This window comes from Sphaerisporangium flaviroseum, from assembly GCF_039537005.1.
Taxonomy (GTDB): domain Bacteria; phylum Actinomycetota; class Actinomycetes; order Streptosporangiales; family Streptosporangiaceae; genus Sphaerisporangium; species Sphaerisporangium flaviroseum.
On the sequence record NZ_BAAAZR010000004.1, the window covers coordinates 607,215 to 631,980 of the forward strand.

At 69.6% G+C, this 24,766-nt stretch carries 18 protein-coding genes; 7 read left to right on the forward strand and 11 right to left on the reverse strand.

The features are described 5' to 3' along the window. The first annotated feature begins 20 nt into the window (after positions 1-20). On the forward strand, positions 21-2,363 hold the full coding sequence (locus ABD810_RS14405; RefSeq protein ID WP_344938959.1) for a transglycosylase domain-containing protein: 2,343 nt from the start codon (positions 21-23) through the stop codon (positions 2,361-2,363). Positions 2,364-2,503: 140 nt separating this feature from the next. On the opposite strand, the gene dnaE is transcribed toward ABD810_RS14405, so the two are convergent. Both dnaE and ABD810_RS14415 read right to left on the reverse strand, forming a co-directional pair. Next, a complete protein-coding gene (dnaE, locus tag ABD810_RS14410) occupies positions 2,504-6,025 on the reverse strand; it encodes a DNA polymerase III subunit alpha (RefSeq protein WP_344938962.1) in 3,522 nt (1,173 codons plus the stop codon). A gap of 90 nt (positions 6,026-6,115) precedes the next feature. Next, on the reverse strand, positions 6,116-6,508 hold the full coding sequence (locus tag ABD810_RS14415; RefSeq protein ID WP_344939072.1) for a chorismate mutase: 393 nt from the start codon (positions 6,506-6,508) through the stop codon (positions 6,116-6,118). A 925-nt stretch (positions 6,509-7,433) separates the two neighbouring features. Here ABD810_RS14415 and ABD810_RS14420 point away from each other — a divergent pair. The 3 genes from ABD810_RS14420 (at position 7,434) to ABD810_RS14430 (ending at position 12,986) form a co-directional block, all read left to right on the forward strand. After that, entirely contained in the window at positions 7,434-9,878 is a 2,445-nt protein-coding gene (locus ABD810_RS14420) for a serine/threonine-protein kinase (protein ID WP_344938964.1), read from the forward strand. 62 nt (positions 9,879-9,940) lie between these two features. Then, entirely contained in the window at positions 9,941-11,446 is a 1,506-nt protein-coding gene (locus tag ABD810_RS14425) for a protein kinase domain-containing protein (protein ID WP_344938967.1), read from the forward strand. A 43-nt stretch (positions 11,447-11,489) separates the two neighbouring features. Beyond that, positions 11,490-12,986, forward strand: coding sequence for a protein kinase domain-containing protein (locus ABD810_RS14430; RefSeq protein WP_344938970.1), 1,497 nt, complete (start codon positions 11,490-11,492; stop codon positions 12,984-12,986). Between the two features lie 128 nt (positions 12,987-13,114). On the opposite strand, the gene ABD810_RS14435 is transcribed toward ABD810_RS14430, so the two are convergent. From ABD810_RS14435 to ABD810_RS14445, 3 genes are read right to left on the reverse strand one after another with little or no spacing between them, the layout of a single operon-like run. Continuing rightward, a complete protein-coding gene (locus ABD810_RS14435; RefSeq protein WP_344938972.1) occupies positions 13,115-14,044 on the reverse strand; it encodes an RluA family pseudouridine synthase in 930 nt (309 codons plus the stop codon). Continuing rightward, positions 14,037-14,672: a signal peptidase II gene (lspA, locus tag ABD810_RS14440; protein WP_344938974.1), complete on the reverse strand. Its 636-nt coding sequence runs from the start codon at positions 14,670-14,672 to the stop codon at positions 14,037-14,039. The genes ABD810_RS14435 and lspA overlap by 8 nt, the downstream gene beginning before the upstream one ends. Next, positions 14,636-15,037, reverse strand: a complete 402-nt coding sequence (locus tag ABD810_RS14445; RefSeq protein WP_425566899.1) for a TraR/DksA family transcriptional regulator — start codon at positions 15,035-15,037, stop codon at positions 14,636-14,638. Before ABD810_RS14445 ends, lspA begins: the two co-directional genes overlap by 37 nt. Before the next feature lie 683 nt (positions 15,038-15,720). Here ABD810_RS14445 and ileS point away from each other — a divergent pair. Beyond that, positions 15,721-18,879: an isoleucine--tRNA ligase gene (ileS, locus tag ABD810_RS14450; RefSeq protein ID WP_344938979.1), complete on the forward strand. Its 3,159-nt coding sequence runs from the start codon at positions 15,721-15,723 to the stop codon at positions 18,877-18,879. Between the two features lie 193 nt (positions 18,880-19,072). On the opposite strand, the gene ABD810_RS14455 is transcribed toward ileS, so the two are convergent. Then, the gene (locus ABD810_RS14455) at positions 19,073-19,285 is read right to left on the reverse strand and encodes a DUF397 domain-containing protein (RefSeq protein ID WP_344938983.1); all 213 of its coding nucleotides are present in this window, start codon (positions 19,283-19,285) and stop codon (positions 19,073-19,075) included. 11 nt (positions 19,286-19,296) lie between these two features. Beyond that, positions 19,297-20,145, reverse strand: a complete 849-nt coding sequence (locus ABD810_RS14460; RefSeq protein WP_344938987.1) for a helix-turn-helix domain-containing protein — start codon at positions 20,143-20,145, stop codon at positions 19,297-19,299. Positions 20,146-20,380: 235 nt separating this feature from the next. On the opposite strand from ABD810_RS14460, the gene ABD810_RS14465 reads away from it, so the two are divergent. Beyond that, complete coding sequence (locus ABD810_RS14465; protein WP_344938990.1) at positions 20,381-20,794, forward strand: ATP-binding protein; 414 nt, start codon at positions 20,381-20,383, stop codon at positions 20,792-20,794. Positions 20,795-20,838: 44 nt separating this feature from the next. Next, entirely contained in the window at positions 20,839-21,090 is a 252-nt protein-coding gene (locus ABD810_RS14470; RefSeq protein WP_344938993.1) for a hypothetical protein, read from the forward strand. Positions 21,091-21,164: 74 nt separating this feature from the next. Here the strand turns inward: ABD810_RS14470 and ABD810_RS14475 are convergent, their stop codons facing one another. The 4 genes from ABD810_RS14475 to ABD810_RS14490 all read right to left on the reverse strand — a co-directional run bounded on the left by ABD810_RS14475 (position 21,165) and on the right by ABD810_RS14490 (position 24,317). Continuing rightward, entirely contained in the window at positions 21,165-21,854 is a 690-nt protein-coding gene (locus tag ABD810_RS14475) for a DUF6082 family protein (protein WP_344938996.1), read from the reverse strand. Between the two features lie 99 nt (positions 21,855-21,953). Continuing rightward, positions 21,954-22,550, reverse strand: coding sequence for a DUF6879 family protein (locus tag ABD810_RS14480; protein ID WP_344938999.1), 597 nt, complete (start codon positions 22,548-22,550; stop codon positions 21,954-21,956). Beyond that, positions 22,543-22,812: a hypothetical protein gene (locus tag ABD810_RS14485; protein ID WP_344939002.1), complete on the reverse strand. Its 270-nt coding sequence runs from the start codon at positions 22,810-22,812 to the stop codon at positions 22,543-22,545. Before ABD810_RS14485 ends, ABD810_RS14480 begins: the two co-directional genes overlap by 8 nt. 263 nt (positions 22,813-23,075) lie before the next feature. Next, a complete protein-coding gene (locus ABD810_RS14490) occupies positions 23,076-24,317 on the reverse strand; it encodes an alpha/beta fold hydrolase (RefSeq protein WP_344939004.1) in 1,242 nt (413 codons plus the stop codon). Positions 24,318-24,766: the final 449 nt, after the last annotated feature.

The window sequence follows — 24,766 nt, forward strand, 5'->3', positions numbered from 1 at the left end:
GCCGTCCCCGGGAGCGCCCGATGCTGGTGAGCGTCGCGGCGCTGGGCGGGGCCGGCGTGGTCGGCGGCCTCCTGGTCGCGGCCGTCGCGCTCCCGGCCGTCGGCGGGGCGGGCATCCTCACCCGCACGGCAGCGCACGACTTCTTCGAGGTGCCGACCATGCTGCGGGAGGCCCCGCTGCCCGAGCGCAGCAGGCTGCTCGACAAGGACGGCAAGCAGTTCGCCCAGTTCTACGTGCAGAACCGGCAGTCCGTGGACATCAGCAAGATCGCGCCCATCATGCTGAAGGCGATGGTCGCCATCGAGGACGCCCGGTTCTACGAGCACGCCGGGCTGGACCTCAAGGGCACCCTGCGCGCGATCATCACCAACACCAAGGCCGGGACCATCCGGCAGGGCGGGTCGTCGCTGACGCAGCAACTCGTCAAGAACATCCTGCTGCAGAACGCCCGGTCGGAGGGCGAGCGCGACCTGGCCCGCGCGCCGAGCATCCGCAGGAAGCTGCAGGAGCTGCGGTACGCCATGGGCCTGGAGAAGAAGTACACCAAGGACCAGATCCTGGTGCGCTACCTGAACATCGCCTACTTCGGCGGCGGCGCCTTCGGGGTCCAGGCCGCGGCGCAGCGCTTCTTCGGGACCTCCGCCGCCGCGCTGACCACCGCCCAGGCCGCCGCCCTGGCGGGGGCGGTGCGCACGCCCTACTACACCGACCCGACCCTCGGCCCCGAGCACCAGAAGCGACTGCGGGAACGCCGTGACCTGGTGCTCGATCGCATGGCCCAGCTCGGCATGCTGCCGCAGGTGCGAGCCGACGCCGCCAAGGCGGCACCGCTGGCCCTGAACCTGCGGCCCGAGCCGGGCGGTTGCTCCGAGAGCGACTACCCGTACTTCTGCCTCTACGTGCAGAAGGAGATCACCTCGAACCGCGTCTTCGGCCAGACCCGCGCCGGGCGCGAACGCCGTCTCTACCGTGACGGCCTGGTGATCAGGACCACCCTCGACCCCACGGCCCAGCGCGCCGCCGAACGCGCCATCGCCGCGCACGTCCACCCCAAGGACGAGGAGGTGGCCGCCGAGGCCATGGTCGAGCCGGGCACCGGACGCATCCGCGCCCTGGCCGCGAGCAAGCTGTACGGGGTCAACCCCGGCGACCGTAACGACGGTCCGAGGACCACGTACAACCTGGCCGCCGACACCGCCCATGGAGGCGGGCTGGGATTCCAGGCCGGGTCGACGTTCAAGGCGTTCACGCTGGCCACGGCGCTGACGAAGGGCTGGCGGTTCGACCAGGGCTTCGACACGCCCGGCAGCTTCGTCCCCTCCTCGGGGTACCGGGACTGCTCGGGCAAGAAGGTCAACGCCCCCGGCACCGTCATCCACAACGCGAGCGGCGAGGGCAAGGGCGGCCCGCACAGCCTGTCCACCGGTACCTGGCAGTCGGTCAACATCTTCTACATGATGCTGGAGCGAGATGTCGGGCTGTGTGACGTGGTGCGCACGGCCCGATCGCTCGGCATCACCCGGGCGGACGGCCTGCCGCTCAAGGAGGTGCCCACCTTCACCCTCGGGGTCAACGAGATGGACCCGGTCACGGTGGCGAGCGCCTTCGCGGCGTTCGGGGCGCGCGGCCGCTACTGCCGCCCGCTGGCCATCCTGGAGATCTCCGAGCGGCGCGGCCAGCGTACGGCGATCGCGCCGAGCTGCACCGACGCCATCGAGCCCGAGGTCGCCGACGCCGTCAACCACATCCTGTCGGGGGTGTTCACCAGGGGGACGATGAAGGGACAGGGCATCGGCCGGGCGGCGGCGGGCAAGACCGGCACCAACAACGGGTACACCTCTGCCTGGTTCGCCGGGTACACCCCCGACCTGGCGGCGGCCGTCAGCCTCGGTGACATCAGGGGCGCCTACAAGTACCCGCTGACGAACGTGGAGATCGGCGGGCGGTACTACGGCAGCGTCCAGGGGGCCTCGCTGCCCGGCCCGATCTGGGTCCGGTCCATGGAGGAGGCTTTGCGATACCTTCCGGCGACCTCCTTCACGCCGCCCGACATGCAGCGGTTCGGGGGTGGTACCACGCCAGGGCTGAAGATCGAGGACCAGATGGTCGACCCCCGGCTGGAGGTGGGCGAGGAAGGCCGGGAGCCGAGGGAGGGCCGGCGGGAGCGCCGCCTGCGCCACCACTGGAACCGGCCGGTGGACGACTTCGGCTGGGACCCCTTCTGGCCCGAGGGGGAAGACCGATGGGCGCCGCCTCGCCGGCACCGCACCGGGGAGGGCTGGGAACCCGGCCCCCGCATGGAACGCTGGGTCGAGGACCCCTGGCCACCCCACCGGCCCGTACGGCACAGGGACGGCTGGTGACCCACCACAGACCTGCGTCGAACGGCACCGCCATTGGCCGTCAACCGGCCGCCCGCCGCCTGAGTCCCCCACCCCCCACACCAAGGACCTCGATGACCCTGGTGGAACACCGCGGCCGGGAGGTCGCGCGCGGTGGGGGGTCAGGCGCCGACGCAGGCGGGGCCGAGGAGCTGTTTGAGGTCGCCCATCAACGCCGGGGAGGGGGTCACCCTGAGCCGGTCGTCCAGGCGCATGACGGTGGTCTTGGAGCCGTTGTGCAGCTGGAGGTGCACCTCGGTGGTGCCGCGGTGGGTGCTCAGCACCTCTTTCAGGCGGCCGATCACCGGGGGCGTGCAGCGGGTCAGCGCGAGGCTGACCACCAGCGGGCCGCCCGACTCCATCGAGAGGTCGGGCGCGGTGACCTCCATCGCCACGATCTTGGCGACGTCCTCCCGCTTGTCGAGCCGGCCCTTCACGAAGACGATCGCGTCCTCGGCGAGCACCGTGGCGCAGAGCTGGTAGGCGGAGGGGAAGATCATGACCTCGATGGCGCCTTCGAGGTCCTCCAGGGTGGTCAGCACCCAGGTGTCGCCCTTCTTGGTGACCTTGCGCTGCAGCCCGGTGAGGATGCCGCCCACCGTGATGACCTGACCGTCGGGACGCTCGTCCGACTGGAGCGCGGCGATCGAGCAGTCGGCGCCCCCGGACAGGATGTGCTCGACGCCGAACAGCGGGTGGTCGGAGACGTACAGGCCCAGCATCTCGCGCTCGAAGACCAGCAGGGTGGACTTGTCCCACTCCCCCGGCGGGATCTGCACGTCGAAGGTCTGGTCCTCGGCGCCGTCGATCGCGCCGAACAGCGAGTCCTGCCCGATGGCCTCGTTCTTCTTGATGTCGATGATCGCGTCGACGGCCTGCTCGTGCACCATGACCAGGCCCTTGCGCACGTGGCCGAGGGAGTCGAACGCGCCGGCCTTGATCAGCGACTCGATGACCCGCTTGTTGCAGGCGATCGCGGGAACCTTGCGCAGGAAGTCCTTGAAGTCGGTGTAGCGGGACTTGGTCCTGCGGGTGGTGGTGATCGCCTCGACGACGTTGGCGCCGACGTTGCGGATCGCCGACAGCCCGAAGCGGATGTCGGTGCCGCGCGGGGTGAAGTCGGCGTCGGAGTCGTTGACGTCCGGCGGGAGCACCTTGATGCCCATGCGGCGGCACTCGTTGAGGTAGAGGGCGCTCTTGTCCTTGTCGTCCTTGACGCTGGTCAGCAGGGCGGCCATGTACTCGGCGGGGAAGTTCGCCTTGAGGTAGGCGGTCCAGTAGGAGACCAGGCCGTACCCGGCGGTGTGGGCCTTGTTGAAGGCGTAGTCGGAGAACGGCAGCAGGATGTCCCACAGCGCCTTGATGGCGGCGGCGGGATAGCCGTTGTCCTTCATGCCCTGCTCGAAGGTGGCGTACTGCTTGTCCAGCTCGGACTTCTTCTTCTTGCCCATCGCCCGGCGCAGCAGGTCGGCGGCGCCGAGGGAGTAGTTCGCGACCTTCTGCGCGATGGCCATGACCTGCTCCTGATACACGATCAGGCCATGGGTCGTGTCGAGGATCTCCCTGAGCGGCTCCTCCAGAGCCTCGTGGATCGGGGTGATCTCCTGCATGCGGTTCTTGCGCAGCGCGTAGTTGGTGTGGGAGTTGGCGCCCATCGGGCCCGGGCGGTAGAGCGCGAGCGCCGCCGAGATGTCCTCGAAGTTGTCGGGCTTCATCAGCCGCAGCAGGGTGCGCATGCCGCCACCGTCGAGCTGGAAGATGCCGAGCGTGTCGCCCCGGCTCAGCAGCTCGTACGTCGTGCGGTCGTCCAGCGGCAGTGCCAGCAGGTCGATCTCGTCGCCGGTGTTGAGCTTGATCATCTTCAGGCAGTCGTCGATGATCGTGAGGTTGCGCAGGCCCAGGAAGTCCATCTTGAGCAGGCCGAGCGTCTCGCAGGTCGGGTAGTCGAACTGCGTGATGATCGCGCCGTCGGAGTCGCGGCGCATGATCGGGACGTTGTCGATCAGCGGCTCGGCGGACATGATGACGCCGGCGGCGTGCACGCCGGTCTGCCGGATCAGGCCCTCCAGACCCTTGGCGAGGTCCATCGTGGCCTTGACGTCGACGTCCTCTTCGTACAGCCTGCGCAGCTCCCCGGCCTCGTTGTAGCGGGGGTGCTCGTCGTCGAAGATGCCCGACAGCGGGATGTCCTTGCCCATCACGGCGGGCGGGAAGGCCTTGGACACCTTGTCGCCGAGGGCGTAGGGGTAACCGAGGACGCGTGCGGCGTCCTTGATGGCGGCCTTCGCCTTGATCGTGCCGAAGGTGGCGATCATGGCGACCTTGTCGGCGCCCCACTTTTCGGTGACATACCGGATGACGTCGGACCGCCGGCGTTCGTCGAAGTCGATGTCGACGTCGGGCATGGAGACGCGTTCGGGGTTGAGGAACCGCTCGAAGATGAGCCCGTGCGGAAGCGGGTCGAGGTCGGTGATGCCCAGCGCGTACGCGGCCAGCGACCCGGCCGCCGAACCACGGCCGGGTCCCACCCGGATGCCGTTGTTCTTCGCCCACATGATGAAGTCGGCGACCACGAGGAAGTAGGACGGGAAGCCCATCTGCAGGATGACGTCGATCTCGAACTCGACCTGGCGCCGGTGCTCGTCGTCGAAGCCGTCGGGGAAGCGGCGATCCATGCCGCTCCAGACCTCCTTGCGGAACCAGCTCTCCTCGGTCTCGCCCTCGGGCACCGGGAAGCTCGGCATGAGGTTCTTGTAGCCGAAGAGGTCCTCGGCCTCGACCTTCTCGGCCACCAGCAGGGTGTTGCGGCAGCCTTCGGCCCACAGCTCGGAGGTGTCGACCGCCCGCATCTCGTCGGCGTTCTTGATGTAGTAGCCGCTGCCGTCGAAGCGGAACCGGTCGGGGTCGGCCAGCTGCTTGCCGGTCTGGATGCACAGCAGGGCGTCGTGGCTCGCGGAGTCGGACTCGTAGGTGTAGTGGGAGTCGTTGGTGACCACCGGGGGGATGGCGAGCTGTTTGCTGATGCGGGTGAGCCCGTCGCGGACCCGGCGCTCGATGGACAGGCCGTGGTCCATGACCTCCAGGAAGTAGTTGTCCTTCCCGAAGATCTCCTGGTACTTCGCCGCGGCCGCGACCGCCTGGTCGTACTGCCCGAGCCGCAGCCGGGTCTGCACCTCGCCGGAGGGGCACCCCGTGGTCGCCATCAGGCCCTCGGAGTGCTCGGCGAGCAGCTCGGCGTCCATGCGCGCCCACTTGCGCACGAAGCCCTCGGTGTAGGCCCGGGAGCTCAGCCGCATCAGGTTCGAGACGCCGGTGGCGTTCTTGGCCCAGATCGTCATGTGGGTGTAGTAACCACCCGCCGACACGTCGTCGCTCTTCTGGTGGGGCTCCCCCCACAGGACCGGCTTCTTGTGCAGGCGGGAGTCGGGGGCGACGTAGGCCTCGATGCCGAGGATCGGCTTGACCCCGGCGCCCCTGGCCTGCTTGTAGAAGTCGTAGGCGCCGTGCAGGTTGCCGTGGTCGGTGATCGCGATGGCCGGCATGCCGAGCTCGCCGACCTGTTTGAACATCTGCTTCAGTCGCGCCGCACCGTCAAGCATGGAGTACTCGGTGTGGACGTGCAGATGCACAAACGAATCAGCCATGCGGGCCGTCCCTCTCCCCTCGATCCGGTGCGGCGGATGAGAGCCTACGCCGTGCCGGCGACCTCTCGGGGCACACAGGGCCCCTCAGTCTCAATCGTGATCCTGGCCACTCCCGGCGAGCGCCTGCACTCCCATCCGGCCGCGCCGGTCGCCCTCCGGCGAGGGCTCCCGGCCATTCTCCCGCGAATCGCCCCTGCGTTCTTCGGCGAGGTGGAGGCCGCTTTCGATGACGGCGTTCATGATCGGCGCCAGCCGTACCTCGCCGAGGCACGGCGCGCGGCGGGCCATCGCGGCGACCAGCCGGCGCTCGCGGTCCATGTCCCTTCCGGCGAAGCCGCCGACGGGCTTGAGCCTCTGCACGGTGCCCGCCAGAGCGGCCCTGCGCTCCAGCAGGACGGCGAGCGCCGCGTCCACCCGGTCGATGGCCCCCCGCGCCGCGGCCACCGTCCCCGGACGCTCCTCGCGGACGAGGGCGCCCACCAGGATGACGGCCTCTCGCGCCGCCTCGACGGCGTCCGCGCCGGCCTCGGGGGCGAGCCACAGGCCGTCCGCGCCGGCGGCCACCGCCGCTCCGGCGAGGCCCGCGTCCGCGCCGAGGGCCGCGAGGACCGGACGCCCCGCCCGCACCCGGGCGGCCCGGAGCAGGGCCAGATCCACGGCCGTGCCGGCCGCGTCCGTATCGCCGCCCTCGCACAGCACCACGCCGTCGTTGCCCTCGGCCGCGCAGTGGCCGGCGGCGTCCAGCCACTCCTCCAGGGAGGCCCGCGGGCCGCGCCGCACGACGATCGGGAGGTTGGAGCGCGCCGCCGCCCGTACGAGCGGCAGGTCCCCCGTCCCCACCACCAACCCGTCGGCGTGCGCGACGATCGCGGGCAGGTCGCCGGCCGAGGACGGCTCCACGAGCAACGGCCCGTCCCACGCGGACCTCGCCCCGGCGATCGCGCCGGCCGCCTCGGGCTCGCGTAGGCTGATCCACCACGCGTCCGCGTCCGGTCCGGCGATCCCGGCACCTCCGACGACGACCGCGGGGCCGTCTCCCACGGTGAGGCTCCCGATCCGTACGGTGCGCGTTCCCGGCTTCCCGGTCGATGACATGTCGGCTCCCTCTGTGGGCGCCGGCCGCGTCGCCCGCGAGCCGGCGGGGGTCTGGAATGACGAAAAGGCAGAGACACCTTCGTCTCCGCCCTCTGCCGGCTCCGGATGGTCGCTAGATCATGTGACGGCGACCGGTCCTTCCGGAACCGGCCGAATAAACACGAAATAGCAAGTCATAGCTCTGAGATTAGCAGGTGGCCGCCATTTGGTGGACACCGCATCTCACATTCCGGACGGTTCACCGAAACCCGCGTTTGCACCCGCGCACCGCTATGGGACGATTCATTCGCCTGAAAGGGGGTAGCGGCGGGTGATGTCGGAAGCACGGCCAAGTGGACGGCAAAAGGGACGCCGCGTAGCCGACCGCTACCAGCTACTGGAGCCGATCGGCCGTGGTGGCATGGGCATCGTCTGGCGCGCCCACGATGAGCTGCTCGATCGCGCGGTGGCCGTCAAGGAGGTCCGCTATCCCGGCGACCCTCAGGACGACGAGGTCGCCGAGCTCAACCGCCGCACTCTGCGCGAGGCGCGGGCGGCCGGCAGGCTGACCCATCCGAATGTCGTCGTGGTCCACGACGTCATCGAGGAGAACGGCCGGCCGTGGATCGTCATGCAGCTCGTGGACGCCCGGTCGCTCGGCCAGGTGCTGCGCGACGACGGGCCGCTGCCGGTCCGCATGGTGGCCGAGATCGGGCTCCAGATCCTGGAGGCGCTGCGCACCGCCCACGCGGCCGGGGTGCTGCACCGGGACGTCAAGCCGGAGAACGTGCTGCTCACCGATGACGGCCGGGTCGTGCTGACCGACTTCGGCATCGCCCGCATGGAGACCGACACGACGATGACCCGCACCGGGCTCGTCGGTACCCCCGCGTTCATCGCCCCCGAGAGGCTCAAGGGACTGTCCGCCCAGCGCGAGTCGGACCTGTGGTCGCTCGGCGCCACGTTGTACGCCGCCGTCGAGGGCAGGCCGCCGCACGACAAGGGCATGGCCATGGCGACCATGCACGCCGTGCTGAACGACCAGCCGGAGCCCGCCGTCCGAGCCGGGCGACTCGGCGCCGTCCTGTCGGGCCTGCTGGAGAAGAACCCGGCGGAGCGCCTCAGCGTCGACCAGGCCGAGCGGATGCTGCGGAGCATCGCGGAGGACCGTTCCTCCGCTCCCGCCACCAGCCAGCGCACCATGCCGGCGACCCCGCTTCCGGCGCCCGCCACGAGCCCGCCGCGCAAGCCGGCCAAGAATCCCAAACCGTCCCGGCAGAGCGCGCCGCCCGAACAGGGTGCAGAGGAGCGTCGGCAGGCCGCGGCGGCCGGAACCCCCGCGGCCGCCGCCGTACCGCCTGCCCCCGCGGACGCGCCCAACCGGGCCGAGGCGCTGGAGCAGGTCCAGTCGCTGAAGCAGGCTCCGGCGTCCAAGCAGGCCAAGAGGCCCGAGGCCGCAGAAGAGCCCGCGGCGGCCGGGCCGTCACCTCGGCCCGGCGGGCCGGCCGGACGCGCGCCCGCCGAGCCCGTCGAGCCCGCCGAGCGGGAACAGGCCGGGCCCGAGCCCGTCGGGCAGGACCGGGCCGGCGACGCGGCCGGTTCCGTCGACGGCGAGCGTGCGGGGGCGTCCAAGCAGGAGGGCGAGCCGCAGGACGGTGCCCCGCCGGAGGATCAGGGGAACGGCAAGGCCGCGGCGCCCGGGGCCCCTGTTCAGCCGGTGACGCGGGCGGGAGCCCCCGTCCAGCCCATTACCCCGGTCCGTCCGGTGCCACCGGACGGCTCCGCCGCGCCTGACATGCCAGACGGAGAGGCGGTGGCCCAGCGGCCGACGCAGGTTCCGCGGCCGGCCAGGGTCGCCAAGGTGGAGACGCGGCCGGACACCCGGAGGCGGCCCTACGCGGGGCCGGACGCTCCCCAGACCTCCGATCAGCTCTCGTCCGCGGACCCCGCCCTCGTCTCGACCGCCTCGGCCATGGCGGCGGGCCCCGAGATGACCTCGGACGGCCACGCCCCGACCTCGGTCGAGCACTCTGTCCCGATGTCGCCGGACGGGTACGGGGACGGCACGCCCCCGGAGCGGCCGCTGCCGCTGAGGCGCATTCTGCTGTTCGCCGTTCCCGTGGTCCTGGTGGTGGCCGGTGTCGCCCTGTGGCTCGGCTTGCGCGACGCCACCGGCACTCCAACGGACGGCGCCGCGAAGTCCTCGCGGCAGGCCTCCGAGCCGGCCACGGCCCCGTCGTCCTCCGCGCCGTCCTCCGCTCCCCCCTCGCCTTCCGCCTCGCCGAGCGAGACGCCGAAGCCGTCGTCCACTCCCAAGCCGACCAAATCCAGCCCGGCGGGCGTCCCCGACGGGTGGCACAGGTACAAGCACCCGAGCGGGTTCTCCATCGCGCTCCCCAAGGGCTGGCGCGTGGACGGCAGAGGCAACGGCGAGGTGCGCTTCCGCGGGGACGCGCATTCCTACCTGGAGGTCCACCACACCTCCAGACCAGAGTCGGACGCGTTGAAGGTCTGGCGGCGCGACGTGCCTGGCATGAGCGGGAACTTCCCCGGCTACAAGCTGATCGCCATCAGGAAGGTCAAGGGGTACTGGAAGACCGCGGCCGACTGGGAGTTCACCTTCGGCGACAGCGGCTTCCGGTCGCGGGTGATCGACCGCGGCTTCGTCACCGGCAAGAACCACGGCTACGCGCTGCTCTTCAAGACCCAGGACAAGGACTGGAAGAACAAGAAGAAGCTCTTCGAGACCTTCGCCGAGACCTTCAAGCCCGCCAAGTAGCGGTCACGCTCCGGCCCGAGCCCCGCTATGGGACGATGCGGGAACGGAAAGGAGGGGCTGGCTTGAAGGTCGCCGAGCCACAGCGCCGGGTCGCCGGCAGATACCGTCTGGTGGAGACGATCGGCCGCGGCGGCATGGGCGTGGTCTGGCTGGCCCACGACGAGCTCCTCGACCGTCCCGTCGCCGTCAAAGAGGTCCTCCACCGCGCGATGAGCGAGGAGGACCGCGTCTCCTTCAACCGCCGCACCATCCGTGAGGCACGGGCCGCCGGGCGTCTCGACCATCCCTCGGTGGTGGTAGTCCACGACGTCATCGAGGAGGACGGCCGGCCCTGGATCGTCATGCAGCTCGTGCGGTCCCGGTCGCTGGGCCAGGTGCTCCGCGCCGACGGTCCCCTGGATCCCCCCACGGTGGCCGAGATCGGCGCGCAGGTCCTCGACGCGCTGCGCGCCGCGCACGCCGCCGGGGTGCTCCACCGTGACGTGAAACCCGAGAACGTCCTGCTCACCGACGCGGGCCGGGTCGTGCTGACCGACTTCGGCATCGCCACGATGCCTGAGGAGACGGCTCTCACCACGACCGGCAACCTGTCGGGCACCCCGGCGTTCATCCCGCCCGAGCGGCTGCAGGGCCGCCCCGCCGTGCCGGAGTCGGATCTGTGGTCCCTCGGGGCGACCCTGTACGCCGCCGTGGAGGGCAGGGCGCCCTTCGACCGGGGTGCTCCCGTGCCCACGATGGCGGCCGTGCTCAACGAGCAGCCTGAGCCCACCCGGCTGGCCGGGCCGCTTGGCCCCGTGCTCGAAGGGCTGCTGCGCAAGGAGCCCGGCCGGCGGATGCCCGCCGCCGCGGCGGCCGAGGCGCTGCGCCGGGTGGCGTCCTCCGGGGGGCAGGCGCCCGGGCGGCGCCGCTCGCCCGCCCGCCTCGTGCTGCTCGCCGTCCTGCCCGTGCTGCTCGTCGCGGCCGGCGTGGCCGCGTGGTACGGCTACCGCCAGTACGCGGGCGCCGCGGTGGCCATGCCCTCGATTTCGGTCACCTCCGCCCCCACGGCGACCCCGTCGGCGGCCGTGCCCGTCTCTTCGCCGCCGGCCACGCCGATCCGCACACCCGGGCCCCGCCGTCCGGCCCTCCCGAACGGCTGGCGCACTCACGTCGATCGCCTGGGCTTCAGCCTGTCCCTGCCGGCCGGGTGGAAGGAGTTCGGCCGCGAGAAGACCCGCGTGAGGTTCCGGCTTCCCGGCTCGCCGAGCTACCTGTTGATCGACACGACTCCCTGGGGCGACGGCGATCCGCTGGCCGCCCTGCGCATGGTCGAGAGGCAGTCCCTGGACACCGAGAAGCTCCCCGGCTACCGGCTGCTGGCGCTGAGGTCCCTGACCTTCGCGGGACGGCGCGCGGCCGATTGGGAGTTCACCTGGGAGATGCGGTCCGGCCGGGCGCACGTCCTCGATCGTGCCTTCACCACCGCGGACGGACGGCAGTTCGCGATGTACCTGCACACGACGGAAGCCGAGTGGGACGAGAATAGTACCTATTTCGATAGGTTTGCCCGCAGTTTCCGTCTGTCCTGAATATCGAGGCATGTGACCACAAATCTGGGGTAGCTCGCCACACATGCCGGATTCCTCCCAGGTCACAGACCGAGTCGTGGCAGACCGCTACCGTCTGCTAGAACCAATCGGCCGTGGTGGAATGGGCACCGTCTGGCGCGCCTATGACGAGATCCTCGGTCGCGAGATCGCCGTCAAGGAACTCATCGCGCCTCCGGAGCTCACCGGACCAGAGCGCGAGATCTTCTCGTTACGTACTTTCAGGGAGGCCCGCGCGGCGGGGCGGGTGAGCCACCCCGGCGTGGCCACCGTCTACGACGTGTTCGAGGAGAACGGGCACCCGTGGATCGTGCTACAGCTCGTGCCTTCCGACACGCTCGGCGCCGTCGTCCGTGACCATGGACCGCTTCCGCCCGCCCGTGCCGCCGAGATCGGCCTGCAGGTGCTGTCCGCGCTCTGCGCGGCCCACCAGGCCGGCGTCCTGCACCGGGACGTCAAGCCCGACAACGTCCTGCTCGCCCATGAGAGCGGCCGCGCCGTGCTCACCGACTTCGGCATCGCGACGCTCGACGACGACTCCCCCGTCACCCGCACGGGCACGCTCATCGGCACCCCCGCGTTCATCGCGCCCGAACGGGCGGCGGGCGGGCAGGCGACGCGCGCCTCCGACCTGTGGTCGCTCGGGGTCACGCTGTACGTCGCCGTGGAGGGACGCTCGCCGTTCCAGCGCGGCAACCCGCTCGCGACGCTCGGCGCGGTGATGCACGATCCGCCGGCGCCCCTGCGCCTCGCGGGACCACTGGGTCCCATCCTCATGGGCCTGCTCCGCAAGGACCCGGCCGAGAGGCTGACCGCCACGGAGGCGGAGCACTACCTGCGCATGGTGGCGGCGGGCATCCAGCCCGAGCCGACGGCGCCGGTGATGCCCGTCACCTCGCCGACCCAGATCCCCGCGCCCGCCCACGAGCCCACGCCGGTTCCCGCCCTCACGCCTCCCGACGCCATGCCCCCGCAGGCGCGGCCCGGCGCCGCGGGGCGCGGCATCGCCCTTGCGGGCCTGACCGCCCTGGTCGTCGCCGTGGGGTTGGTGGCCGGAGGCCTGGCGTGGATGACGGCGCGGTCGGCGGGCGTCGGGCAGACTCCGGCGACCTCCCCGACCGTCCGCGTGACCGTCTCGGTCACCCCCTCAGCCGAGCCGGTCACGCGGCGGAGCCCCCAGGACGGGCGGAACCAGGACCCCGCCTCCCGGGCGCCCTCCTCGTCGGCGCCGGTGCCCACTCCGACCAAGGACGAGAGCGGGCCCCGGCAGGACGCGGACGACAAGAACGACAAGCCCAGCTCCAAGCCGAGCTCCAAGCCCACCCCGAAGCCCACGAAGACGCGGAACGACACCGGGGACGACAACGTCGTGCCACCCGGTGAGGGCGGCGACAAGCCCGACGGCGGTTCAGGCGGGCAGGGCGACGAGGGCGAGGACCAGAGCGACTTCAGTAACATCGGGGTGAACGACGGACGGGCGATCATCGACGGCGGCATGCCGGTCGCGGGCCCGAAGCGCTAGCGCACCCGCGAACCGGGGCCAGGACCCGGCGCGTACGGTGCCGCGAACCTGGCGGTCAGGACTCGGCGCGTACGGCGGCCAAAACCGGCGGCCAGGACCCGGCGCGTACGGTGCCGCGAACCCGGCGGTCAGGACTCGGCGCGTACGGCGTCCAGGGCCCGGGCGAGCTCCTCGGGGTAGTCGCTCGTGAACGTCACCCACTCGCCGCTCACCGGATGATCGAACCCCAGCGAGACCGCGTGCAGCCACTGGCGGGTCACGCCCAGCCGGGCCGCCAGCGTGGGATCGGCACCGTAGGTGAGGTCTCCCACGCAGGGGTGCCGGGTCGCCGCCATGTGCACCCGGATCTGGTGGGTGCGGCCCGTCTCCAGCTTGATGTCGAGCAGGGACGCCGCGCGGAACGCCTCGATCGTGTCGTAATGAGTGATCGAAGCCTTGCCGCCCGCGACCACCGCCCACCTGCCGTCACCTGACGGATGGCGGTCGATGGGGGCGTCGATGGTGCCGCGCGACGGGTCGGGATGGCCCTGGACCAGCGCGTGGTAGTGCTTCTCGACCGTGCGCTCCTTGAAGGCGCGCTTGAGCCGGGAGTAGGCCACCTCGCTCTTGGCGACCACCATCGCCCCGGTGGTGTTGGCGTCGAGCCGGTGGACGATGCCCTGGCGCTCGGCCGCGCCGCTGGTGGCCACCCGGTGCCCGGCGCCGAGCAGGCCGCCGAGGACGGTCGGTCCTGTCCACCCGACGGTCGGATGCGCCGCGACTCCGATCGGCTTGTTGACCACGATGATGTCGTCGTCCTCGTACAGGATGCGCATGCCCGGGACGGGCTCGGCCACCGCCGTGGGCATGGTGGGCGGCGGGGGGATCACGACCTCCAGCCACGCGCCGGCGTGCACGCGGTCGGACTTGACGCCGGGCGCCCCGTCGACCTGGACGTCGCCCGCGGAGATCAGCTCGGCGGCGCGCGTACGTGAGAATCCGAACAGCCGGGCCAGCGCCGCGTCCAGCCGTTCGCCCTCCAGGCCGTCGGGCACCGGCAGACTACGCAGGTCAGCCATTCCGTTCATCTCCCTGCTCGCCCTGCTCGCCTTGCGGCCCGGTGTGCTCGTCGCCGGCGCGCGACCCGTCGATCTGGTAACCCCGCCAGGCGAGGAAGACCGCGAGGATCCCGCCGCAGACGATCGCCGAATCGGCGACGTTGAAGACCGGGAAACGGGTGACCGGGAAGACCTCGACCCAGTCGACCACGTGCCCCTGGAACGGCGCCGGAGAGCGGAAGACGCGGTCGGTCAGGTTGCCGAGCGCGCCGCCCAGCAGCAGGCCGAGGGTGATCGCCCACGGCACGCTGCGGAGCTGGCGCGCCGTGCGCAGGATCGCGATCACCACGCCGGCCGCGATCACCGTGAAGATGATCGTCATGCCGGTCCCGATGCTGAACGCGGCTCCGGAGTTGCGGATCACCCGGAGCCGGAGCAGGTCGCCGATCACGCGGACCGGCTCCCCGCCCTCCAGGAACCTCACCACGAGGATCTTGCTGACGAGGTCGAGCACGTAGATGGCCACCGCCACCACCGCGAGGGCGCCGATCCGCTTTGCGCGGAGCGGTCCCCGTCGTTCGGCGGGGCCGTCGGTGGTGTCCGGCGATGCGTTCAGCGACGCTCCTCCCGCTGCTTGCACGACACGCACAGCGTCGCCCTCGGGAACGCCTGAAGGCGTTCCTTGCCGATCGGCTTGTGGCACGATTCGCACACTCCGTATGTTCCTGCGTCGATGCGGGCGACCGCCCGCTCGTTCTGCGCGACCAGGTCTCGCGCATTCAGGGTAAGGGCGATCTCGCGTTCCCGCTCATACGTCTTGGCTCCCGCGTCGGCCTGGTCGTCACCGGCGCTGTCGCTGATGTCGCCCGAGGCGATCTGCGACTCCGAGCGCGCGACCTCGGCGTTCAACTCCTCGATCTCGCCTTGGAGGCGCCGGCGGACCTCGGACAGTTCCCCTCCGGTCCAGTCGGTCTCGCCGTTGGTTTCGCTGGCGGTCTTCGCCGCACGCGTCATACCGGCCATGAAGGCCTCCTCGCCGATCGCCAGATGAGCAGTGCGGGAAGCATAGGTCGGCCATTTCGGAAGAACAAACGACGCGCCGACCGTTTACGTCATCCGTAACACCGCAACCCTTTGGGTCAATTCCTGGGCATTACCGAGGATCTTCAGGACCTTGTCCGTGCTTGTCGATCCGCTTACCACCAGTATGTCCGCCCTGCGACGCCCGTGACCACCCGATGCGCGACCTCGGCGGCCCTTCCGCCCCGCCGGCGAGGCGGCGGGTCCTCACCACGATCGGGACCCGCCCGTAACGGCCTGGCCGAATCACGCGCGAGGCCGGCCTTGATGGCCACCGCCATAAATCGTGTCGTTGCTCTCCCCGGCGTGGGATATCGTTTTAGTTCGCAAGGCGTTGATGGGGACGAGTACCTCCGTGCCCGACTCGCAGGAGCGACCCGGGGACGGTGCGAGCCCGGGGCGAGAGCCGGAGGGAAGATCACCCCGGAGCCGCCGGAGGAACGGCAGCGATCAGCTTGACGGCTGCGCGCGGCCCGGTAGAACCGGCAGCGATGACAAGAGTGGGCCTCGTTTCGGGAAAGTTCTCCGCACGAGGTCAAGGAGGGTGGTACCGCGGGGCCGCCGGCCTCGTCCCTCCACGCCAATGAGGAACACTCGCGTGGAGGTCTGCCCCTACGATGTCAGCACCCTACTTCCGCCCGCTCCCCGCGCAGGTCGACCTGCCCGCCTTCGAGGCGGAGGTGCTCGACCGCTGGCGTGATCGCAAGGTCTTCGAGCGCTCGCTGGAACAGAACGCCGACGGCCCCTCCTGGGTCTTCTACGAAGGACCGCCCACCGCCAACGGCATGCCCGGCGTGCACCACGTCGAGGCCCGCGTCTTCAAGGACGTCTTCCCCCGCTACAAGTCCATGCGCGGATACAACGTCCCGCGCAGGGCCGGGTGGGACTGCCACGGCCTTCCCGTGGAGGTCGCCGTCGAGCGGGAGCTCGGCCTGTCCGGCAAGCCCGAGATCGAGGCGTACGGCATCGCCGAGTTCAACGAGCGCTGCCGCGAGTCGGTGCGGCGCCACGTGGACGCCTTCGAGGAGATGACCGAGCGGATGGGCTACTGGGTCGACATGTCCCAGGCCTACCTCACGATGGACCCCTCCTACGTCGAGGCCGTCTGGTGGTCGCTGAAGGTCATCTGGGACAAGGACCTGCTGTTCCGCGACTTCCGGATCACTCCGTACTGCCCCCGGTGCGGCACCGGCCTGTCCGACCACGAGCTGGGCCAGCCCGGCGGTTACGAGACCGTGTCCAGCCCGTCGGTCTACGTGCGGATGCCGATCACCTCCGGCCGCTTCGAGGGCACCGACCTGCTCATCTGGACCACCACACCGTGGACCCTGGTGTCCAACACCGCCGTGGCCGTCCACCCCGACGTGACGTACGTCGTCGCGGCCAGGGACGGCGAGCGCTCGGTCATCGTGGCCGAGCCGCTGGTGTCGGGCGCGCTCGGCGAGGGCTGGACGGTCCTGGAGCGCGTCCAGGGCACCGAGCTGGAGCGCACCCCGTACTCCCGGCCGTTCGACCTCGTCGACATCCCCGGCGCCCACTACGTCGTGCTGGGCGACTACGTCACCGTCGAGGACGGCACCGGTCTGGTGCACCAGGCCCCCGCGTTCGGCGCCGACGACATGACGACCTGCAAGCGGTACGGCCTGCCGGTGGTCAACCCGATCGGCCCCGACGGGCGCTTCCTGTCCACCGTGCCGCAGGTCGGCGGCAAGTTCTTCAAGGACGCCGACGAGGCCCTGACCGAGGACCTGCAGGCTCGCGGCCTGCTGTTCCGGGGATCCCACTTCGAGCACAGCTACCCGCACTGCTGGCGCTGCCACACGCCGCTGCTCTACTACGCGCTCCCCTCCTGGTACATCCGCACCACCCGCATCAAGGACCGCCTGCTCGCCGAGAACGACCGGACCAACTGGTTCCCGGCCACGATCAAGGAGGGCCGCTACGGCGAGTGGCTGCGCAACAACGTCGACTGGGCCCTTTCCCGGTCGCGTTACTGGGGCACGCCGCTGCCGCTGTGGGTGTGCTCCGACGACGAGTCCCACGTCACCTGCGTCGGCTCGCTGAAGGAGCTCGGCGAGCTCGCCGGCCGCGACCTGTCGGCCCTCGACCCGCACCGGCCGTTCGTCGACGACGTCACCCTGGCGTGCCCGACGTGCGGCGGCGAGGCACGCCGCGTCCCCGACGTCATCGACGCCTGGTACGACTCCGGTGCCATGCCGTTCGCCCAGTGGGGCGCTCCGCACGTCAACCAGGACATCTTCGAGAAGTCCTACCCGGGCCAGTTCATCTGCGAGGCCATCGACCAGACCCGTGGCTGGTTCTACTCGATGATGACCGTCGGCACGCTGGTGTTCGACCGGTCCTCCTACGAGAACGTGCTGTGCCTCGGCCTGATCCTCGCCGAGGACGGCCGCAAGATGAGCAAGCACCTCGGCAACGTGCTGCAGCCGATCCCGCTCATGAACGACCACGGCGCCGACGCGCTGCGCTGGTTCATGGCGACCTCCGGCTCCCCGTGGGCGCCGCGGCGGGTCGGCCACGGCACCCTGGAGGAGATCGTCAGGAAAGTCCTGCTGACCTACTGGAACACGACCTCCTTCTTCACCCTGTACGCCAACGCCGAGTCGTGGTCGCCCTCACGGCTGCCGGAGGCTCCGGCTCACGCCGACCGCCCGCTGATCGACAGGTGGGCGCTGGCCGAGCTCAACCGGACCGTCGGCGACGTCACCGAGGCGCTGGAGACGTTCGACACCACGCGGGCGGGGCGGCGGCTCACCGAGTTCCTCGACGACCTGTCGAACTGGTACGTCCGCAGGTCGCGCCGCCGGTTCTGGGCCGGCGACTCCTCGGCGTTCGCCACCCTGTACGAGTGCCTGGAGACCGTGACGCGGCTGATGGCGCCGATCGTGCCGTTCCTCACCGACTACGTCTGGGAGGTGCTCCGTTCGCCTGGGGCGCCCTCCTCGGTGCACCTGGCCACCTGGCCCGAGGTGAACGACGAGCTGCTCGACCAGGGGCTCTCCGAGCAGATGGCCCTGGTCCGGCGCCTGGTGGAGCTCGGCAGGTCGGCGCGCGCGTCCAGCGGCGTCAAGACCCGCCAGCCCCTCGGGCGCGCGCTCGTCGGAAGCTCCCGCTGGGCGAGCATGCCTGACTCGCTGCGCGAGCTGATCGCCGACGAGCTCAACGTGCAGTCGCTGGAGGACCTGTCGGCGTACTCGGCCGACCTGGTCTCCTTCACGGTCAAGCCGAACTTCCGCGTCCTCGGCAAGCGCTTCGGCAGCGGCACCAAGAACGTCGCCGCCGCCATCGCCGCCGAGGACCCGGCGGCGCTGGCCGCCCGCGTCCGCGCGGGCCAGAACGCCACGGTGGTGGTCGACGGCGCCGAGATCGCCCTCGGGCCCGACGACGTGATCGTCACCGAGCAGCCGCGCGCAGGCTGGGCCGTCGAGACCGGCGCGGTCGGCACGGGCACCGGCGAGACCGTCGCCCTCGACCTGACGGTCACGCCGGAGCTCTGGCGGGCGGGGCTGATCAGGGACGTCATCCGGCTGGTCCAGGACGCGCGCAAGTCCAGCGGCCTGGAGATCACCGACCGCATCGACCTGTGGTGGACCGCCGCGGGCGACCTCGCCGACGCCCTGCGCGCCGACGGGGGCAAGGTCGCCGACGAGGTCCTGGCGGTCACCATGACCGAGGGCGCCCCCGAGGGCGAGCGGCCCGCGTACCATGACGCCGACCTCGGACTCACCTTCCACCTCACCCGCGCCGCCGGCTGATCCTTTCCAGGTGCCCGAATTGAGTGCGTGAAGGCCTTGGACCACCTTTAGGCCCCTCACGCACTCAATCCGTGGCCGGACAGAGAAAAGTGGTGCAGGCCGTGCAAGTGTGGGCGCATCTGGCGCAACCGAAAAGCCGGAGGGAGGGAAGAGCAATAAAGCGGGTCTGAGGATTCCTGCTCTTCCCTGTCGATCAGGTCGTTGACGAAAGAGTACCGGATTTCACGCTTCCAACGAACGCGTGCCATCCGCCGACGCCCGAAGCCACCACGGCACCACCGGGATTCTTGCTGTCTCGAACGGCGATGACGCTGCCAATTGCGGCCACCTCGACGCATGCGCCATTGCCGCCACTTCGACTACTTTTGCGCCACAGGGCGCGGGACAGGTCGGGCGTCACTGACATCCCACTTCCTCTCACTTCATCTCCTGTGCGAGTACGTCAGCCATCAGGGCACGCGTGGCCGCCGGACTCAGGGAAACAGCCCGAAGATGTTCGAACACCAGATTATACCGCTTTATGTCCGTTTCGCCATCTAGAAATAGGTCGTTGGTCATACTCTCGATGTAGATGACGTCGGCGTTTCCCCGATCGAATTGCATGATGATGAAACCGCCGTGCATACCAGGGTGCGCGCCTCCGCCGAACGGCACCACCTGGAGTGTGATATTCGGCTCCTCCTCCGCGTCAAGGAGTCGTTGAAGCTGGGCGTGCATGACCTTGGTACCACCGACATGGCGATGCAGGACGGCCTCGTCGATGACGGCCCACAGATGAGGTGGCTCCTGTTGGACAAGCAGCGCCTGCCGTTGGATTCGCGCTTCGAGACGGCCCTCGACCTCGTCTCGACTCGCCATTGGCAGCGTTCCCCGGATGACCGCACGAGCGTAGTCCTCGGTCTGGAGGAGCCCTGGGACGAACAACGACTCGAAGTTGAGCAGCCGCCGAGCGTCCTGCTCGAAGCTGATGTAGGCCGCGTACTGATCAGGCAATTCCGGCTCGAAAGCATGCAACCAGCCCCGCTCGTTGGATTCCTTCAGGATGGCGACGAGTTCGGCGCGTAGCTGCTCGTCGACGTTGTACAGGTCGAGAAGAGTCCTGAGAGTGCGCGCTTGAGGACGGGCTCGGGCCGTCTCAAGGCGGTAGAGGGTCGCTCCGTTGATGCCTGTGCGCTCAGTCACCTCGTCTCTGGTCATATCCACTGCCGCACGGAGTTTGCGCAGCTCGGAAGCCAGGCGTCGAAGCCGGACGGTCGGGGTGTTCACTCGGGGTGACATGCAGGGGCCTTCTCTCTATGCCTTGAACGCGTACGCCTACCTTGCGTTTTCCCTTGACGCACTCGAAGAGTAGTCAATAGATTACTAGGCGTTACGATGCGGCGTGGGCGAAGTCAGGTACTCAGGGGCAATCCGTCAGCGCCGCGCCGTCCTGTCCAAGATCTCTCCCGATTGGGGCAGCACCGTGAACACAGCGAGCGTCCGGGCGATGGAGCCACCCCCTATGAGCCGCCTCGCGCTGGCCGCCCTCCCCGGCTCGGTACGCGCGGCCCGCCGGCACGTCCACGACCTCCTGCGGATGTGGGAGCTTCCCCACCTCATCGAGGCCGCCGAGCTGGTCGTGTCCGAGCTGAGCACCAACGCCGTCAAGGCGACCGGCCTCTCCACCGACAGCCCGAGCTACGGCGAGCTGTCCAACGGCCTCAACGCCATCTGCGTCAGCCTCTACGTCAGCGAGCCCTATGCCGTGATCGAGGTGTGGGACTCCAGCGACGAACCTCCACGTCGCCAGGACGCCGACCCCGACGACGAGGGCGGACGCGGCCTCGCGCTGGTCGCGGCCTTCGCCAACCGGTGGGGGTACCGCCGGCCGGAGACCGGCGGCAAGGTCGTCTGGGCCGAGATCCAGGTGCGTTGACCCTGACCAGCGCGGCGTCACCGACCAGTCTTGGAGGATGCACCTTGGGTTTCGACGACGAGCTCTTCCACGTCGCCGACGCACTTGAGCGAGACAACCCCGGCTGGGTGATCATGTGGGCCACCTGGCGGCGGAAGTTCTGCGCGTTCTCCCGCGAGCCCTTGACGGCCAGCCTGATCGTCGAAGCGGCGACCCCGGAGAGCCTGATCACCCTCATACACCAGGTCGAGACCGAGATGAATCTTGCAGACAATGTCGATCACCCTCGACCGGCTCATCGCCGAGGCCGAAGCTGAGGACGACGCCGACGATCCCGACGCCTGACGAGCGCACGACCAAGCCACGCTCCTCACCCGGCGGGCAGACGGCCTCATGCTGGATTCTTGTGGCGACGAGAGGACAGCCGACGGTGCAGAATCTCGGCCGACGCGGCGCCGGCGAGTAGCGCGACGACCACGAGGCCCCATCGCGTCTCATGCGCGGTGCGCGTCTCCGGCTTTGGCCTGGGGGGGAGCGGAGGGGACGGACCGGCGCGGTGGTACTCCTCGTCGAGGATCTCGTGGAACCGGCGTTCGCGGCGGGTGGAGGTGCTGTTGATCCGCAGATCACGCACGTTGGCCCAGTACCGACGACCAGCCGGTCCGGAGAGCAGCACGTGGGCGATGGAGCGCAGATGCTCCTCGGTGATGGTGCGCAGCTCGTACTCCATGGCCCACTGCGAGATGATCAGGTTGACGTACATGTGTTCGCGAGGCCCGTCGTGGTCGTCCGACTCGAAGAAGGGCCCCCACGCGCGCCGGTAGAGCGGGTCTTCCATCGCCATCTTCATCAGATCGGCGTGCAGCATCCTCAGGGCCTGCTCGCGAGTGGCCTTGGCCTCACGTGCCTGCAGGAACAGCGAAACCGAGACGCCGATGAGGGCCAGGACGGACAGCAGGGCGGAGGCCGCGCCGTACGTCTGGCCAATGAAACTGAGACGTTCCCAGTCACCGGCCCGCCCATCTAGCCAGTTGAGCGCGAGCGGAGACAGCGCGACCAGAGTGGAGACCAAGACGATCATGATCAACAGCAGGACGGTGATGAGAGCGGTCCGAGAGAGGCCACGCGCCGGTAACCGAGCGGACAGGCGGGTTTGCGGCACGTGCGGATGCCCTCCGGATCAGGTCGTGACCGTCGGGGGAGGAAGAGTCGCGATCTCCCGATCGAAATAACTCAACAAAGCCTCTCCCTTGTCGTACAACTCCGCAAGCTGCGCACGGCAGGCGTCGAGCACCGCCTGGTCGTCGACACGCCGGGCGCCAATGAGGATTCCGGTGTCGTCGTACAGGACCTCGTACATGGTCAGCGACCCGAGGATGACCACTTCCGGCAGCTCAGCTGTGCTCTCCAGGTAGGCGATGGAATCGACGGGAAGGACCCGGATCTTCTCTCCGGCCTCCACACGAATTCTCAGGATCTGCATCTCCCATTGGAGGTACGGAGTGATGGGCTTGTCGACGATACGGAGCCTTCGCAGATCAGGGCCTTCGTTCGAGGTGACAGCAGGGCGCATCTCCTCCACGAGTGTGAGCGCTCGCTCCCAGTCCCCCTGGGCCATGGCCACCCAGCTGGGAACATCCGGCTCCCGGAAGCTTTGTGCGCGTTCCAGCTTCCACAACGTTCGCCCACCGAGCCTGTCGAAGTAAGGCCAGAATTCATCGAGATAGGCGGCAGCCCCCAGGCGATGGCCTGGGATGCCACGGACCCGGTCAAGCATGAGGAATCTCCGGTTTGGCGGCGATGAGCATGTTGCGCGGGATGACGACGATGCGCTCGTCGGCGGCGACGGATACGTCATGCGGCAGGCGGCCGGTGTAAGCGGCGGTCACATCACGCCCGATGATGGCGAAGTCGCCGTTGTCCATTTCCCATATGTCCGGGCAGGATGGACTGCTGTTGGTATTTCCCAGTTCGAGCGCTGACCTGCCGAGACGGCGTTTGAACTCCGCCGAGGGGTTCGCTTCCCATAGCCGGGCCATAGCGTCCTCCAGTCATCGCGGCGATGTCCGTAGCTTTCCATGCCACCCGATCGTGGACAACGAACGTGCGGGCGACATCTCGTTTGTCGCGCCGAGCTCAACTGACGCTTTCGGTCATTCACTCTTTCCATAGGATTCAAGCGGACAGTCTAAAAAATATATTCGGCTCGAACGCGCCCGCGACCTCCCCTTGCTCCCGGCCCGGATCGCCGGCGACGGGCGGGACCACGTGGCCCTGTCCGAGGCCCATGGTGCGCGGATGGTCATCTCCGGTCGGCCGGTGACCGGACGGGGATCGCGGGGATGTGGCGCAGGCAACTTCTGTCGGTGATCCGCCACCGGCGGATGAACTGTGTCTCCAGGGAGATGGCGCACGCCGAGGCCCCGGTGTGCTTCTCGGGGACGTGACCGGTGCTCGGGATCTCGATCACCTGGGCGTCCCGGTACTGCTCGGCGGCCTGGACGCCCTCCTCGGTCGGCGTGCTGAGGTCCAGCTCACCCGACAGGACCAGCACCGGAACGTCCGGCAACCTTCCCCGGCCATACCTCTCCGGAGCCACGCGGTCGGGCCAGCGCACGCAGAAGTCCCCGAGATCGACGATGCCACCGATCCACGCCTCCGGCCGGAACGGCCGGTACTCGTCCCGGTCCAGCCGCGCCACCCGAGACGCGTACTGCCGGAACCGCTCGGAAACGGAGGCACTCCGGTCCCACACCACCGGATAGTCGTTACACGTGACCGCCACATACACGGGCAAGTTGAACGTTCCGCCACCCGCGGACGACCCGCTGAGCGGCCGTACCCGTTCCGCCAGTTCGGCCAGTGGCCGGGCGTCTCCCCTGACCGCCAGGTGCAGAGCCTCGGGCAACCTGCCGAACGACTCCACATGACTGGAGGCCAGTTTGTACACCGTGCTCGCCAGCGCCGTGTCATCGAGCAGGCCCCCCGGGTAGCGGATCGGCTTGTCCTGCACCCTGCGGGCCATGATCCGCAGGTCGCTCAGCACCTCATCCCCGTCGCACTCACCTCCCGACCGCCGGCACAGCAGGTGGACGGACCGGTGCATGGCGCGCGCGGCGGGCCTGCCGAGGGTGTCGAAGTCCAGCGGATACGCCGAGGACATGACGATCGACCGTACGTGCGCGGGATGCCGCTCGGCGTAGACGGTCATCAGGTACGTCCCGTACGACTGGCCGAGAAGGTCCAGCTTGCCGATACCCAGGTGCGCCCGCACCGCGTCCAGGTCGTCGGCGACGGCCGCCGTGGTGTAGTAGCGCCGCTTGGCCCCGAGGTCCCGCGCGCAGGCGCGCACCGCCTCCAGCGCCAGCGCACGAAGGCTCGACATGTCAGACCACCGCGCCGAATCACACCGCAACGGACTCGACGCCCCCGTCCCGCGCGGGTCCACCAGCAGCAGATCGTAGGTGTCCATCAGATGCCGGTACTGCCTGGCGTAGTCCCTGCCCCCGATCACCGCGATCCCCGGCCCCCCGGGATTCGGCACGACCGTCCCCTCCGCAGGCCGCGAACGATCACGACGGTAGACCAGCCGGTACGCCACGGTCGTGCTCCCCACGGACGTATGGCGGCGATCCAAAGGAACGTGCAGAACACCGCACCTCACCCCGGAACCGCACTCCGCTCCCACCCGAGCAGGCCCCCTACCGACCTCCGCGAAACCAGTACTGGTCCGGGCCGGCCCCGCGTACGCGGTACCGGCCGCGCACGGGAGAGACAGGAGCAGAGCCATGACCGCGAGACCTGCGGCGACGGATCTCATTCTGTGCATGTCTCGATCATCTGTCGGCAGCCGGCGATTCCCCGCCAAGACATGCTGTTCACGCCTTCATGGACCGCCATGACGTCAAGTCACCCTGCGCCACTCGAAGTTCGCTGTAAGCGGCCACGAGAAACTCCTGATCAGCGGACAGAAAAGTCGAGGCTGATGGACAG